The organism is Mesorhizobium abyssinicae, from assembly GCF_049887195.1.
Classification (GTDB): domain Bacteria; phylum Pseudomonadota; class Alphaproteobacteria; order Rhizobiales; family Rhizobiaceae; genus Mesorhizobium; species Mesorhizobium abyssinicae.
Map to the genome: position 1 here is coordinate 397,899 of NZ_JARAKC010000003.1, position 13,097 is coordinate 410,995.

Genomic DNA, 13,097 nt, shown 5'->3' on the forward strand with positions numbered 1-13,097 from the left:
TCGGCCGGCTTACCCGATCCGGTTTCCATCTTTCGGATCGAACAGGTGCAGCGCCGCCGGATCGGCCGACAGCCGCACAATGTCGCCCGGCCTGACGTTGCTGCGCCCCATGACGAAGACGCAGGCCTGCTGGTTGGCGAGCCTGACATAGAACTGCGTCGACAGGCCGAGCGGCTCTACCACCTCGACCTCGCCTTTCAGCGCGCCATCGTCGGCCAGTCTGATGTGTTCCGGGCGCAGCCCGATGGTGAGCGCATCGCCATCCTCCAGAGGCAGCCCGTCCGGCAGCCTGAGCTTCTGGCCGTCGGCGAGCACGGCATCGACCTTGCCGGCCTTGGCGACCTTCGCCGGCAAGAAATTCATGCCGGGCGAGCCGATGAAGCCGGCAACGAAAGTGTTGACCGGCCGGTCGTAGAGTTCGAGCGGATGGCCGACCTGCTGCACGTAGCCGTCATGCATGACGACGATGCGGTCGGCCATGGTCATCGCCTCGACCTGGTCGTGGGTGACGTAGACCGAAGTGGTCTTGAGCTGCTGGTGCAGCGCCTTGATCTCGGCGCGCATATGGACGCGCAGCTTGGCGTCGAGATTGCTGAGCGGCTCGTCGAACAGGAAGACTTTCGGATCGCGCACGATGGCGCGGCCCATGGCGACGCGCTGGCGCTGGCCGCCGGAGAGCTGGCGCGGCAGGCGGCCGAGGAAACTGTCGAGGCCGAGGCGTTTGGCGGCAGCGCCAACCCTGCCATCGATGGTCGTCTTCTCGGCCTTCTTCAACAACAGGCTGAAGCCCATGTTCGACGACACGTCCATATGCGGGTAGAGCGCGTAGGACTGGAACACCATGGCGATGTCGCGGTCCTTGGGCGCCACATCGTTGACCAGCCGCTCGCCGATGCGGATCTCGCCGCCCGAAACCTCCTCCAGCCCGGCGATCATGCGCAGCAAGGTCGACTTGCCGCAGCCGGACGGGCCGACCAGCACGACGAACTCGCCATCGGCGATCTCGAGGTCGACGCCGTGCAGGATGCGCAGCGAGCCATAATCCTTCTCGACATGTTGCAGCGTGACGGAAGCCATCGATTATCCTTTGACCGCGCCGGCGGTGAGGCCGGTGACGAGATAGCGTTGCAGGAAGGCGAAGAAGATGCAGACCGGGATCAGCGCCAGGATGGAGGCCGCCATCATCTGCCCCCAGTCGACGGCGAACTTGCCGATGAAGGTGAGCAGGCCGACGGCGAAGGTTTTCTGGTCGTCGCTCGAGATCAGCATCAGCGCGAACAGCAATTCGCTCCAGGCGGCGGTGAAGACGAAGCCGAGCGTCGCGCCCATGCCGGGCAAGGTCAGCGGCACGATCACACGGCGCATTGCCTGTGCACGCGTGCAGCCGTCGATCATCGCCGCCTCCTCCAGATCCTTCGGGATGCCGTCGAAGAAGGACTGCATGAGGAAGGTGGCGAAGGCGGTGTTGAAGGCGGTGTAGATGATGATCAGCCCGGCCAGGCTGTTGGTCAGGCCGAGATCGCCCATGATGCGGTAGATCGGCGGGATGACCATGACCAGCGGGAAGGTCTGGGTCAGCAGGAGCAAGATGGCGAGCGTCGCCTTGCCGCGGAAGGCGAAGCGCGACATGGCGTAGCCCGCGAGCGTGGCGATGACCGTCACCAATGCCGCCGTCGACACCGAGACGATGACGCTGTTCAGGAAATAGCGCGGGAAGTCGGAGGCTTCGAGCACGGTGACGAAATTCTGCAAGGTCGTCTGCGACGGCCAGAAGGTGATGCCTTCGGAATAGAGCAGGCGTTCCGGCGTCACCGAGATCTTCAGCGTCCAGAAGATCGGGAACAGCGCGAAGATCATGTAAGCGGCGATTGCCGCGTAGAGGCCGATGCCGCCGGCGAGGCGCGAGGAGGTGGAGCGACCGGCGATCATCAGACATGCCTCACAAGCGTCCGGCGGATGGCGATCAGCCCCACCGCATAGGCGATCAGCAGCACCAGGAGCAGCACGGCGACCGCCGAGGCATAGCCCTTGTCCAGCGACTTGAAGGCGCTGACATAAATGTAGACCGGCACCGTGCTGGTCGATCCCGCCGGTCCGCCTTCGGTCATGACGAAGATCAGGTCGGCGAAGGTGGCGATCCAGATCGTGCGCAACATGACGGTGATGACGATGGTGGGCGCCAGGAACGGCAGCGTCACCTTGGTGAAGCGCTGCCAGGGCGAGGCGCCGTCGATTGCCGCGGCCTCGTGCAGTTCCGACGGGATCGACTTCAGCGCCGCCAGCAGCGTGATGGCGAAGAACGGGATGCCGAACCAGATGTTGGCGACAATCGGTCCCCACATGGCGGTGGCCGGATCGGAGAGCACATTGGTCGGTTCGGCCTTCAGCCCGAGCGCGAAGAGCCAGTGCGGCAGCGGCCCGATAATCGGGTTGAACAGCCAGGCCCAGGTGAGGCCGGAGAGGAAGGACGGCACCGCCCAGGGCAGGAACACCACCGCCTGCACCACCTTGCGGCCATAGAACGGCTTGTCGAGCAGCAGCGCCAGGCCGAGCCCGAGGAAGAACTGGAAGAACAGGCTGGCGACGGTCCACCACAGCGTGTTGATCAGCGCCTGACCAAGGACGGCGTCCGAGAGCATCGTCTGATACTGGCCGAGCCCGACATATTCCGACTTGAAGGCGGAGAATTTGCGGAAGGAATAGCTGATGCCGATGACCAGCGGCACCAGAAGCACAACGACAAGCAGGACGATAGCCGGCGAAAGATAAAGCCAGGGCTCGATCGCGGCCTTGCTCAGCCCGCTCTTGCGCGGCCGGGCGGCGGATCGGATTTCGGACACTGCGTAGGTCATACGGTGCTCGCGTTGGAGGGTGGGTGCCGGCGTTGGCGGCAGCGTCCTTCTCCCCGTTCACGGGGAGAAGATGCCGGCAGGCAGATGAGGGGCGGCGCGAACCTATGAAAGTATGGCGCTGCCCCTCATCCGGTCCTTCGGACCACCTTCTCCCCGTGAACGGGGAGAAGGAAGAAGGGTCACTTCTTGTTCTTAGCCAGCCAGTCCTGCTGCTCCTTGGTCAGGAACGCGGCCCATGCGTCGGCCGCCTCCTTGGCCGTCTTCTGGCCGAGCAGCACTTCCTGGAAGTTCTTGATCGCCACCTGGTCGACGAAGTTGCCGAGGTTTTCCAGATGCGTCGGCGGCGTCACCATTTCATATTTGGAGCTGTCGCTGAGCTCGGTGAACCAGCCCTTGAACTGCTCGGTCTTGAAATGGGCATCCTGGTCGGCGCCGTTGTGGATCGGCACGACGCCGACTTCCTTGGCCCATTCCAGATTGTCCTTCGGCGACAGCAGGGTGGCCATCAGCTTCCACGCATCGTCCTTGTGCTGGGAATTGGCGAACATCGCCCAGCCGGCATAGCCCAGCGTCGGGTAGGACTTGCCGCTCGGTCCGACCGGCAATGGCGCGACGGCGAAATCATCGGCGCTCATCTTGTCGGCGATGCCGAGCAGCGCATCCGGGTCCTGGTTGAGCATGGCGCAGGTGCCGGAATAGAAGCCGGTGACGGTCTCGTTGAAGCCCCAGCTCACGGCATCCTTCGGCGCCAGGCCGTTCTTGTACATGTCGGCCAGCATCTGCAGGCCCTTGACCGAGCCTTCGTCGTTGATGGTCGAGGTGCCGTCCTCGTTGAAGTAGCCGCCCTTGCCGGCGGCGATGTTCATGAACATGTGCATGCCGTTGAAAGCGCCCGGGCCGCCGCGCAAGCAGTAGCCATATTTGCCGGGGATGGCCGAGATCTTCTTGGAGTCCTCGACGAACTCGTCGAGCGTCGCCGGCGGGCCGTCGAGACCGGCTTCCTTGAACAGCTTCTTGTTCCAGAACAGAGCGTTCACATAGTAGCCGTAGGGGATCATGAACTGGGTGTTGTTGACGGTCGAGCCGAATTGCTTGGCGCGATCGCCGAGCGTCTTGGCGTCGTCCCACTTGGCCATGTAGGGACCGAGGTCTTCGAGCTGGCCGTTGTTGGCATAGAGGCCCATCCAGCGTTCCGGCATCTCGACGACGTCGGGCGTGTCGCCGGCCTGGACCATGGTGAGGAACTTCTCGAAGGCCTGGCCCCAGGGCAGCGAGACGAGCTCGACCTTGACGCCCGGATTGGCGGCCTCGAATTCGGCGATCTGCTTCTTGAGGAATTCGGTGCGCGGCGGGCTGGTGATGACCTCGACCATCTTGATTGTGCTGTCGGCCAGCGCGCCGCTGGCGGAAATCGCCAGGCCGGCGACGGCGGCAAGCATCAGCGTCAGTCTCTTCATGTTCAGGACTCCCATTTTGAACGCTCAGTTTATTTTTTTGCTTTGTCGAAGGCTTGGGCGATGTCGGCCCAGAGATCCTCGACGCTTTCCAATCCGACATTGAAGCGGATGGTTCGGGGGCTGACGCCGAAGCGCGCCATCGAATTCAAGCCCGGCGTCTGCTCGAGCGAGGCCTTGGCCGGCACGACCAGGCTTTCATGACCGCCCCAGCTGACGCCGATGCGGAAGAATTTCAGCGCATCGACGAAAGCGGGAATGTCGACATCCTCCGTCACCTCGAAGGAGAACAGCCCGGCATAGCCGGCAAGCGTCTTCTTGCCGGGATGGTTGGAATAGGCGGGATGGTTGACGCGCTCGACCTTGCCATGCGCCTTCAGCCGCTCGGCGAGGATGAGACCGCTCTTCATGTGATGCGGCAGCCTGAGCGGCAGGGTGCGCAGCCCGCGCAAAAGCAGCCAGCCTTCGAAGGGCGACAGCTTGCCGCCGAGCGAGGAATAGGTCTGCTCGTTGATGTGCCTGATGTGCGCAGCCGATCCCGCCACCACGCCGGCGACGGTGTCGCTGTGGCCGCCGAGATATTTCGAAGCCGAGTGCAGGACGAGGTCGACGCCGTGCGCGATCGGCTTCTGGAACACCGGCGTCGCCCAGGAATTGTCGATGGTGGTGACGATGCCCAGCTCCTTTGCCAATCGCGTCAGATGGGCGATGTCCTGCAGTTCGAACATCATCGAGGTCGGGCTCTCGAGGTAAAGCAGCTTGGCGCCGGGGAGTGCCGCCGCCACCGCGTCCGGGTCCGAGCCGTCGACATAGTCGACCTTGATTTGCAGACGCGGGAACAGCCGCTCGAACAGCCGGTAGGCATCGCCATAGCAGTTGCGCACGGCGACGATGCGCTCGCCGGCGCCGACGAAGGCGAGCACGGTGGCGCTGATCGCCGCCATGCCGCTGGAGAAGCCGCGCGCGGCTTCGGCGCCTTCCAAAGCCGCGACGCGCGCCTCGAACTCCATCACCGTCGGATTGTCGCCGCGCGAATAGATCGGTTGCTTTCTGCGGCCGGCGAAGGTGTCGGCCATGTCGGCATAGCTGGCGAAGGTGAACAGCGAGGTCTGGTAGATCGGCGGCACCACCGGACCGCCGGGGAACGGATCGTCATGCGCCAGCAGCGTCGCCGCCTCGGCCAGATAGTCGCTGCTGGAAAGGCCCGGGTCGAAACCGGTCGGGTGCTCGTTCATTTGCGGTCCGAAAGCTTGAGGTTGGCGGCGCCGCGCTTCAAATCGTCCTCGACGGTGGCGATGAGCTTCAGCGCCTCGACGCGGGCGCCGTCGGGGTCACGCGCGGCAATGCAATTGAAGATCGTGCGGTGATAAGGAAAGCTGGCATGGCCGAAATCGCGCACGCCCAGAGGATGTTCCCAGAAGCGGTGAAACATCTCGTACATGGCGGCGATGATCTGCTCGAACAGCGGATTGCCGGAGGCGCGGAAGATCGCCTGATGGAATTCCCAGTCCTCCTCCGACGACATGCCGGCGCGGGTCTGGAAGGCCTCCTCCATCAGGTCGAGCTTGCGCTCGATCTCGGCGAGCTCGGCCTTGCCGGCACGAATGGCGCAGAGCGCGGCGGCCTCCGCTTCCAGCGCGCGGCGGATCTCCAGCGTGGACATCAGGCCGGCGAAATCGTTACCGCCGGCAAGCGTCAGCGGCATGTGCAGCATGTCGGGCGAGACCGCGGCCTTGAGATAGGTGCCTGAGCCCTGACGGCGCTCGACGAGGCCGAGGCCCTCCCAGCGCGTCAACGCCTCGCGCACCGTGTTGCGGCTGACCTTGAGGCGCTCGGCCAGGATGCGCTCGGTCGGAAGCTTCTCACCGGGGCCGAGCGCTTCCTGCCTGACGAACCCCGCCAACGCCTTCAGCACCGCGTCGTCGCGGGCCGTCGTCTGGATGGGGGGCAAGTGATCGGTCACGCCGGCGGAGCCTAAAGTGGTTCAATGGTCCAACCAATTTCTGCACAGACCGACGGGCGAGTCAACAGCCGAGACGAGACAGGCCGAACGGCGCATGGATGCGCCATTCGGCCGGAAGGTTCAGCCGTGGGCGCGCGCCGGGGCATTGCGCCAGCGCGCGAACATTTCCTCGCGGACCCGCCGCGACGCCGCGAGCCGTTCCTTCGCCTCAGCCAACACGGCAGGCGATGCCTCGGCGGGCGTGCCCGACCTGAAGGGCGGAGCCGGGGCGTATTCGAGTGCAAGCTGCACGGTTTCGGCTTCGGCCTGTCCGAGCAGCCCCGCGACCAGGAGAAGACCGAAATCGATCCCCGATGTGACGCCGCCAGCGGTGATCAGCTTGCCGTCCTCCACGATCCGCTCGTCGACAGGGATGGCGCCGAATTCTTCCAGGAAATCATGCGCATACCAATGCGTTGTGGCGCGCTTGCCCTTCAACAGCCCGGCCGCGCCGAGCACCAAAGCGCCGCTGCACACCGAGGTGATGTAGCGCGCCTGCACCGCGCGCTCCCAGACGAAGTCGAGAACTGTCTGATCCTCCAGCAGTGCGTTGACGCCGCCGCCGCCAGGAATGCACAGCACGTCGAGAGGCCGGCAATCGTCGAAGGTGGCCGTCGGCGTGAGGGACAGCCGCGTCGAGGACATCACCGGATTGCGATCTTCCAGATCAATTCCAGCTCGGCGCCCTTGGCCGATGCCAGGACTTCATAGGGCCCGGTGAGGTCGAGCTGCTGAACATTGGGGAATACCAGGATGCCGAAACGAAGGGTCATGGGAATCTCCACAGGTTGACTCCGGACAATCTAAGGCATCATGCTTTGGCACGAACGCCAATCACCCCTCGTTTCAGGCCAAAGCCATGCGCCGTATCGAAATCCTTGCCTATCCCGACGTCCAGCTCCTCGATGTCAGCGGGCCGCTACAGGTGTTCGCCAGCGCCAACGACTTCAAGATCCAGGCCGGCGAACCGGCGGCCTATGAGGTCATGGTCGTCGCCGCCTCGCCGCGGATCAGGACGTCGGCTGGCCTCGTGCTCGAGGCTACGCTGCTGCCGCCGCATGGGTCCGGGATCGACACGCTGATCGTGCCGGGCGGATGGGGCGTCAACGCGGCCTGCGAGGATCGCGAGCTCCTGCAATGGGTGATCGGCCGCTCGCGCGATGCCACGCGAACAGCCTCGGTTTGCAGCGGCGCCTTCCTGCTAGCGACCGCAGGCCTGCTCGATGGCCGTCGCGCGGTTACCCATTGGGGACGCTGCGCCGAGTTCGCCCGGCGCTTTCCAGCGGTCCGGCTCGAACCCGACCCGATCTTCATTCGTGACGGCAATGTCTGGACATCGGCGGGGGTCACGGCGGGCATAGATCTCGCGCTGTCCTTCGTCGAGGCCGATCTTGGCCGACGCATGGCGCTTGCCGTGGCACGCCAGCTGGTGGTGTTCCTGAAACGTCCCGGCGGCCAGGCGCAATTCAGCCAGACGCTCAAGCTGCAGGAAGGCGACGAGCGCTTCGACCGGCTGCATGGCTGGATCCTGGACAATCTGGACGGCGACCTTTCGCTGCCGAATTTGGCCGACCGCGCCAACATGAGCCCGCGCAGCTTCTCGCGGCATTATCGCGAAGCGACGGGTCGGACACCGGCCCGCGCCATCGAAGAGATCCGAATCGAGGCAGCGCGGCGAATGCTGGAACGGGGACAGGCGATCAGCCAGACGGCCCGGCGCTGCGGCTTCGGCTCGGAAGAAACGATGCGGCGCGGCTTTCTACGCGTCCTCGGCACCAACCCGCGCGACTATCGCGAGCGTTTCTGATCGCGCCTTCTCGCCCTGAATGTTCGCTACAACGGGCTCTCGACCAGCCGATGTGACTGCACGGCGGCGCGACCGATTTCGGTCAGCGCGTAGATGCCGCGTTCGGCCCTGGCGAACCAGCCATAGTAATTGTGCAGCAGGATGCTCGCCGCGCGCGGCGAAAGCACTTTCAGGTCGCGCGGCCGCTTGGGACCATCGGCCATGGCGGCGGCACAAGCGAGCGCCTCCTGCCGGTAGGCGGTCATGATGGGCGTGCGCGTGCTGCCGCCGGTAGCCGGGTCGCCCTTGCGGCGATAATGCTCCTCCATCAGGCGCGAGCGCCGCCTGGGATCGCGCCGCGGCGGCAGGGCGGCGGGACTGAGCAGGAGTTCGACCTCGCCCTTGCCGCCGACGCCGAGCAAGCCGAAGCCAAGTCGCCGGCACAAGGCCCGGAAGCGGCGGTCGTGCTCGCGGCCCTTGCCGCGCGCCGACATAAGCGCGGCAAGCCAGACCTCGTCGCAGGCGGCGGCGCGATCGACCGCCTGGAGCACAAGCTCGAGATTGAACTGCAGTTTCAGTTCGCAGATGACGACCACCGGCGGCTCGCCTTCGCGCAGCCCGACCACGTCGCAGCCGCCGACTTCGCCCTTGACGGTGAAATCCAGGCTCTCGAGGAACCGCTTCACCGGGACGTAGAGGGACGTTTCCTGCATGCGGCGAGACATAGCCGATTCGGCCCGCGCCCGGACAGCGCCGCCAAAGTGAAGCCGGCCCGCACTATCGTGAAGAACCGCAGCGCGCGTTCGGCCTGGGTCGATCGCGGCCAACGCCGCGACGGGCCATTCACTTCGCCAGAAGGCTACTGCCTGGTGAACGAACCGGTGTAGGTCTGGCCGGCAAGCGCATAGCTGGCGGCCAGCGTTCCGTCGGGAAGCATTGTGGCGGTGACGTCGGCGCCGTTCGGCAGGCGCCCGAGCTTCAAAGTGCTGCCGACGATTTTCCCGGCGCCATCGGCCACTCCCGGCTTGTTGTCGGCCAGATCGCCCCACGCATAGGTGACAGTCACCTGCCCGCGCGGAGAAACCGTCAGCACGGCGAGCTTGCCTTCGTACATGCCGTCCAGCTGTCCGGCCCATATGCCCGAAAATGCGGCATACTTTGCCGGAACGCCCTTGCCGGGGGGCGTGACCACGACTGATGGATCCAAGACCGCCGAACCCTGGGGAGCCGGAACAGCAACCGCGGCAGCCACGGCAGGCTGGGGAGGTGGCGGTGGCGGCGCTTCAGGCGCCGACTGGCACGCGACGAGCGCGAATGCCGCGAATCCGAGCATCGGAAAAGGACTGTTTGGTGGAGCCAATCGGAATCGAACCGACGACCTCTTGAATGCCATTCAAGCGCTCTCCCAACTGAGCTATGGCCCCACTCCCGGCAGTCAGCCGGCGCCGTTTCCGGCGAAGAGATCCGGCGCGGGTTTGGATCCGCGCCGTCAAGTGCAGGCGGCTTCTAACCCCGCCTTCGGTCAAGATCAAGCCTTCAACGACCGCTTTTTCGTCACAGGCCAAAAAGGCCGGCAAACGGTCGCGCCCGGGGCCTGATCAGACCTCGTCGTCGTCGTCGCCGACGCCGATCATGTCAGAGACATCGTCGTCCTCTTCCTCTTCATTGGCAAGGAAGGTGTCGTCCTCGTCGTCGCCGAGGTCCACATCGTCCTCGTCGTCGCCGAGATCGGGAAGGTCGTCGCCGCCCTTGGCCTCTTCGTCGGCCTCCTCGAGCGAAACGACCTCGGCGCCCTCTTCGTCCTCGCCGTCGACTTCCTTGTCGGCAACTTCCTCGTCCTCTTCGAGGGCAGAAATCTTGCCATCCTCGAAATAGGAACGCGGATAGCTCTTGCCGGTATAGGGCGAGACAATCGGGTCCTTGTTCAGGTCATAGAATTTCCGACCCGTTTCCGGGTCGATGCGTTTGGTGCCAAGTTCAGCTTTTGCCACAGCAGGCCTCGTAGATAGAAGAGTGGTCCCCTTAACCGCAGTTTACGGCGCTGTCAAAGCCAAAAGCCGGCTTCGGGCCGACGCCGCAAAAGCCCGCAATCGCAGGCGTTGCACCAAGGGGATGACCATTCCCGTCCGCCGTGATACGAGACCGCCGCAACAAAAGAAAAGTGCCGGTGCGCCGGCGTTCCATCCAGGGAAAACCATGTCTCACGCTGCCGCTCCGAAACCGGCCACGGCCCGCAAATCATCAGCGCTTTCCGGCACGGCGCGCGTGCCGGGCGACAAGTCGATCTCGCACCGTTCCTTCATGTTCGGCGGCCTTGCCTCCGGCGAAACCCGCATCACCGGACTGCTCGAGGGCGAGGACGTCATGCGCACCGGCGCGGCGATGAAGGCGATGGGCGCGCATATCGAGAAGCGCGGCGCCGAATGGGTGATCCGCGGCACCGGCAACGGCGCGCTGCTCCAGCCCGAAGGCCCGCTCGATTTCGGCAATGCCGGCACCGGCTCGCGGCTCACCATGGGCTTGGTCGGCACCTATGACATGGAAACGACCTTCATCGGCGACGCCTCGCTGTCGGGCCGGCCGATGGGCCGGGTGCTGGAGCCGCTGCGCCAGATGGGCGTGCAGGTGTTGAAGGCGACGCCCGGCGACCGCATGCCGATCACGCTGCGCGGCCCCAAGCACGCCGCCCCCATCACCTACCGGGTGCCGATGGCCTCGGCTCAGGTGAAGTCGGCGGTGCTGCTGGCGGGCCTGAACACGCCGGGCATCACCACCGTGATCGAGCCGGTGATGACGCGCGACCACACCGAAAAGATGCTGAAGGGATTTGGCGCCAATCTGACGGTCGAAACCGACGAGCGCGGCGTGCGCCACATCTTCATCGAGGGCCAGGGCAAGCTCAGCGGGCAGACGATCGCGGTGCCTGGCGACCCGTCCTCGGCGGGCTTCCCGCTGGTGGCGGCGCTCATCGTGCCGGGCTCGGACATCGTCATCGAGAACGTGCTGATGAACCCGACCCGCACCGGCCTGCTCCTGACGCTGCAGGAGATGGGGGGCCGGATCGACATCCTCAACCCGCGCAATGCCGGCGGCGAGGACGTCGCGGACCTGCGCGTGCGCTCTTCGGAGTTGAAGGGCGTCACCGTGCCGCCGGAGCGGGCGCCGTCGATGATCGACGAGTATCCGGTGCTGGCGGTTGCGGCGAGCTTCGCCGAGGGCGAGACGCTGATGCAGGGGCTGGAAGAGCTGCGCGTCAAGGAATCCGACCGGCTTTCGGCCGTCGCCAACGGGCTGAAGCTCAACGGCGTCGACTGCACGGAAGGCGAAGCGACGCTTGCGGTGCGCGGAAGGCCGGGCGGCAAGGGGCTGGGCAGACACCCCAACGGGCCGGACACGACGGTAAAGACGCATCTCGACCACCGCATCGCCATGAGTTTTCTCGTCATGGGCCTGGCGAGCGAAAAGCCGGTGACCATCGACGACGCCAACATGATCGCGACGAGCTTTCCGGAGTTCATGGGGCTGATGAAGGGGCTGGGCGCGGAGATCGATGTCCAAGGCTGAACGCGGGCCGGGCTGGATAAAGAGGGACGACGGCAAGATCTTCTACAGAGCAAGCCGTTGGTCTCCGGCTTATGCTGTAAGCCAAGAGCAATTCGACCGCCTTCGATCGCTTACAAATTCAGAGTGGGTCCTTGCGTGGTCAACAATCTCGATACCCGCCTTCGCATTCTTTGCGTGGTTTCAAGGTTTCTCTACCCTCAACACTTTCGCTTACTGCCTCGTTGGCTATTGCATTGTGAACTCGGCTTACAGCGCCGTTTCCTGGCGCCGTCGTCAGCTGATCCTGCGGGACTCAACCCCCACAAGTGAGCATGTAGCTTTTCTCTCGCCATCGGATGTGATTTCAAGGATGCTGTCCGGTTTGAGCGTTTGGCAGAAACGACGCCTTCTCATCGTCGTTCTATGCGTAGTTGTGGGCAGCATAATTTCTCTTTCCCAAACCCTCTTTGGCTATTCACTGGGCTCACTTAAACCTGTTCATCCTATCGCTGCGTCGCTCGGCCTCTTGATATTTGTCCCAATGATGTTCCTGCTGATCAGTCATATATGGTTTGGCCTATTTGCGGACACATCCAGCATCGAGGATGATCGTGGCTAACATGGGCGATGCTAGATACGTGACCATAGCCATCGACGGGCCTGCAGGCGCGGGCAAAGGCACGCTTGCCCGCCGGCTTGCCGACCACTATCGGCTGAACCTGCTCGACACCGGCCTGACCTATCGCGCCGTCGCGCATGCGCTGCTGCAGCTCGGCCTGCCGCTCGACAATGTCTCGGCGGCGGAAACCGCGGCGCGGCAGGTGGATCTTTCGAAACTCGATCGCGCCGTGCTGTCGGCGCATGCGGTGGGCGAGGCCGCTTCCAAGGTCGCCGTTTTCCCGACTGTGCGGCGCATTCTGGTCGAAAAGCAGCGCGCCTTCGCCAAAACGCCGCCGGGCGCCGTGCTCGACGGGCGCGACATCGGCACCGTCGTGTGCCCCGACGCCGACATCAAGCTTTATGTGACGGCAAGCGCCGAGGTGCGGGCGAGACGCCGGCTGGCGGAGATCGAGAGCATTGGCGGCAGCGCCGATTTCGCCACCATTCTGGCCGACATCGAGCGGCGCGACGAGCGCGACATGGGCCGCGCCGACTCGCCGCTCAAGCCGGCCGCCGACGCGCACTTGCTTGATACGTCCGAAATGGCTATAGAGGCCGCGTTCCTGGCGGCCATGGCGATCATCGACGACGTCCTGGCCAAGAGAAACAAAGCCTGAGCCGGGTTTTTCCTCGTGTTTCCGTTGCCGGAGGCGAAGAAAATACCCATATCGGGCACGAACCAGCCTGCCAGCATTCTTCATGCGCCGGACTTGCCGCTTTGAGCGGCCAAGGGCTCTTCAGCCCGGAACGCCGGCAGGCTCACGCAACGCTAACCCACGGCGCCCGTCCCGCTCGATATG

13 protein-coding genes, 1 tRNA gene and 1 pseudogene are annotated in these 13,097 nt (G+C 64.6%); 4 read left to right on the forward strand and 11 right to left on the reverse strand.

Annotated elements, in window-relative coordinates; all coding sequences use genetic code 11:
- Positions 1 to 9 precede the first annotated feature (9 nt).
- From PU724_RS09910 to PU724_RS09940, 7 genes and pseudogenes are all read right to left on the reverse strand, one after another.
- Complete coding sequence (locus PU724_RS09910) at positions 10 to 1,077, reverse strand: ABC transporter ATP-binding protein (protein WP_354420333.1); 1,068 nt, start codon at positions 1,075 to 1,077, stop codon at positions 10 to 12.
- Positions 1,078 to 1,080: 3 nt separating this feature from the next.
- A complete protein-coding gene (locus tag PU724_RS09915; protein ID WP_127312080.1) occupies positions 1,081 to 1,929 on the reverse strand; it encodes a carbohydrate ABC transporter permease in 849 nt (282 codons plus the stop codon).
- Positions 1,929 to 2,852, reverse strand: a complete 924-nt coding sequence (locus tag PU724_RS09920) for a carbohydrate ABC transporter permease (protein WP_354420334.1) — start codon at positions 2,850 to 2,852, stop codon at positions 1,929 to 1,931. Before PU724_RS09920 ends, PU724_RS09915 begins: the two co-directional genes overlap by 1 nt.
- Positions 2,853 to 3,031: 179 nt before the next feature.
- Entirely contained in the window at positions 3,032 to 4,309 is a 1,278-nt protein-coding gene (locus PU724_RS09925; protein ID WP_128272146.1) for an ABC transporter substrate-binding protein, read from the reverse strand.
- A gap of 29 nt (positions 4,310 to 4,338) precedes the next feature.
- Entirely contained in the window at positions 4,339 to 5,541 is a 1,203-nt protein-coding gene (locus PU724_RS09930; RefSeq protein WP_354420335.1) for a PLP-dependent transferase, read from the reverse strand.
- Entirely contained in the window at positions 5,538 to 6,269 is a 732-nt protein-coding gene (locus tag PU724_RS09935; protein ID WP_127311697.1) for a FadR/GntR family transcriptional regulator, read from the reverse strand. The genes PU724_RS09930 and PU724_RS09935 overlap by 4 nt, the downstream gene beginning before the upstream one ends.
- Before the next feature lie 120 nt (positions 6,270 to 6,389).
- Positions 6,390 to 7,081, reverse strand: a pseudogene (locus PU724_RS09940) (DJ-1/PfpI family protein).
- Between the two features lie 86 nt (positions 7,082 to 7,167).
- On the opposite strand from PU724_RS09940, the gene PU724_RS09945 reads away from it, so the two are divergent.
- Complete coding sequence (locus PU724_RS09945; protein ID WP_127391263.1) at positions 7,168 to 8,115, forward strand: GlxA family transcriptional regulator; 948 nt, start codon at positions 7,168 to 7,170, stop codon at positions 8,113 to 8,115.
- A gap of 26 nt (positions 8,116 to 8,141) precedes the next feature.
- On the opposite strand, the gene PU724_RS09950 is transcribed toward PU724_RS09945, so the two are convergent.
- The 4 genes from PU724_RS09950 to PU724_RS09965 all read right to left on the reverse strand — a co-directional run bounded on the left by PU724_RS09950 (position 8,142) and on the right by PU724_RS09965 (position 10,085).
- Positions 8,142 to 8,807, reverse strand: coding sequence for a DUF2161 family putative PD-(D/E)XK-type phosphodiesterase (locus PU724_RS09950; RefSeq protein ID WP_127284413.1), 666 nt, complete (start codon positions 8,805 to 8,807; stop codon positions 8,142 to 8,144).
- A 146-nt stretch (positions 8,808 to 8,953) separates the two neighbouring features.
- Positions 8,954 to 9,286, reverse strand: a complete 333-nt coding sequence (locus PU724_RS09955; protein ID WP_292106988.1) for a hypothetical protein — start codon at positions 9,284 to 9,286, stop codon at positions 8,954 to 8,956.
- Between the two features lie 156 nt (positions 9,287 to 9,442).
- A tRNA-Ala gene (locus tag PU724_RS09960) sits at positions 9,443 to 9,518 on the reverse strand.
- Positions 9,519 to 9,692: 174 nt separating this feature from the next.
- Entirely contained in the window at positions 9,693 to 10,085 is a 393-nt protein-coding gene (locus PU724_RS09965) for a TIGR02300 family protein (protein ID WP_127284414.1), read from the reverse strand.
- Between the two features lie 205 nt (positions 10,086 to 10,290).
- On the opposite strand from PU724_RS09965, the gene aroA reads away from it, so the two are divergent.
- From aroA to cmk, 3 genes are read left to right on the forward strand one after another with little or no spacing between them, the layout of a single operon-like run.
- Complete coding sequence (gene aroA, locus PU724_RS09970) at positions 10,291 to 11,658, forward strand: 3-phosphoshikimate 1-carboxyvinyltransferase (RefSeq protein WP_127311342.1); 1,368 nt, start codon at positions 10,291 to 10,293, stop codon at positions 11,656 to 11,658.
- Positions 11,645 to 12,256: a hypothetical protein gene (locus tag PU724_RS09975; protein WP_135857924.1), complete on the forward strand. Its 612-nt coding sequence runs from the start codon at positions 11,645 to 11,647 to the stop codon at positions 12,254 to 12,256. Before aroA ends, PU724_RS09975 begins: the two co-directional genes overlap by 14 nt.
- Position 12,257: 1 nt before the next feature.
- On the forward strand, positions 12,258 to 12,914 hold the full coding sequence (cmk, locus tag PU724_RS09980; RefSeq protein ID WP_135857926.1) for a (d)CMP kinase: 657 nt from the start codon (positions 12,258 to 12,260) through the stop codon (positions 12,912 to 12,914).
- Positions 12,915 to 13,097 lie beyond the last annotated feature (183 nt).

Excerpts from the sequence above, each read along its gene's own strand:
- PU724_RS09910 (WP_354420333.1), bottom strand. The coding sequence starts at position 1,077 with ATGGCTTCCGTCACGCTGCAACATGTCGAGAAGGATTATGGCTCGCTG.
- PU724_RS09915 (WP_127312080.1), bottom strand. The coding sequence starts at position 1,929 with ATGATCGCCGGTCGCTCCACCTCCTCGCGCCTCGCCGGCGGCATCGGC.
- PU724_RS09920 (WP_354420334.1), bottom strand. The coding sequence starts at position 2,852 with ATGACCTACGCAGTGTCCGAAATCCGATCCGCCGCCCGGCCGCGCAAG.
- PU724_RS09925 (WP_128272146.1), bottom strand. The coding sequence starts at position 4,309 with ATGAAGAGACTGACGCTGATGCTTGCCGCCGTCGCCGGCCTGGCGATT.
- PU724_RS09930 (WP_354420335.1), bottom strand. The coding sequence starts at position 5,541 with ATGAACGAGCACCCGACCGGTTTCGACCCGGGCCTTTCCAGCAGCGAC.
- PU724_RS09945 (WP_127391263.1), top strand. The coding sequence starts at position 7,168 with ATGCGCCGTATCGAAATCCTTGCCTATCCCGACGTCCAGCTCCTCGAT.
- PU724_RS09950 (WP_127284413.1), bottom strand. The coding sequence starts at position 8,807 with ATGCAGGAAACGTCCCTCTACGTCCCGGTGAAGCGGTTCCTCGAGAGC.
- aroA (WP_127311342.1), top strand. The coding sequence starts at position 10,291 with ATGTCTCACGCTGCCGCTCCGAAACCGGCCACGGCCCGCAAATCATCA.
- PU724_RS09975 (WP_135857924.1), top strand. The coding sequence starts at position 11,645 with ATGTCCAAGGCTGAACGCGGGCCGGGCTGGATAAAGAGGGACGACGGC.
- cmk (WP_135857926.1), top strand. The coding sequence starts at position 12,258 with ATGGGCGATGCTAGATACGTGACCATAGCCATCGACGGGCCTGCAGGC.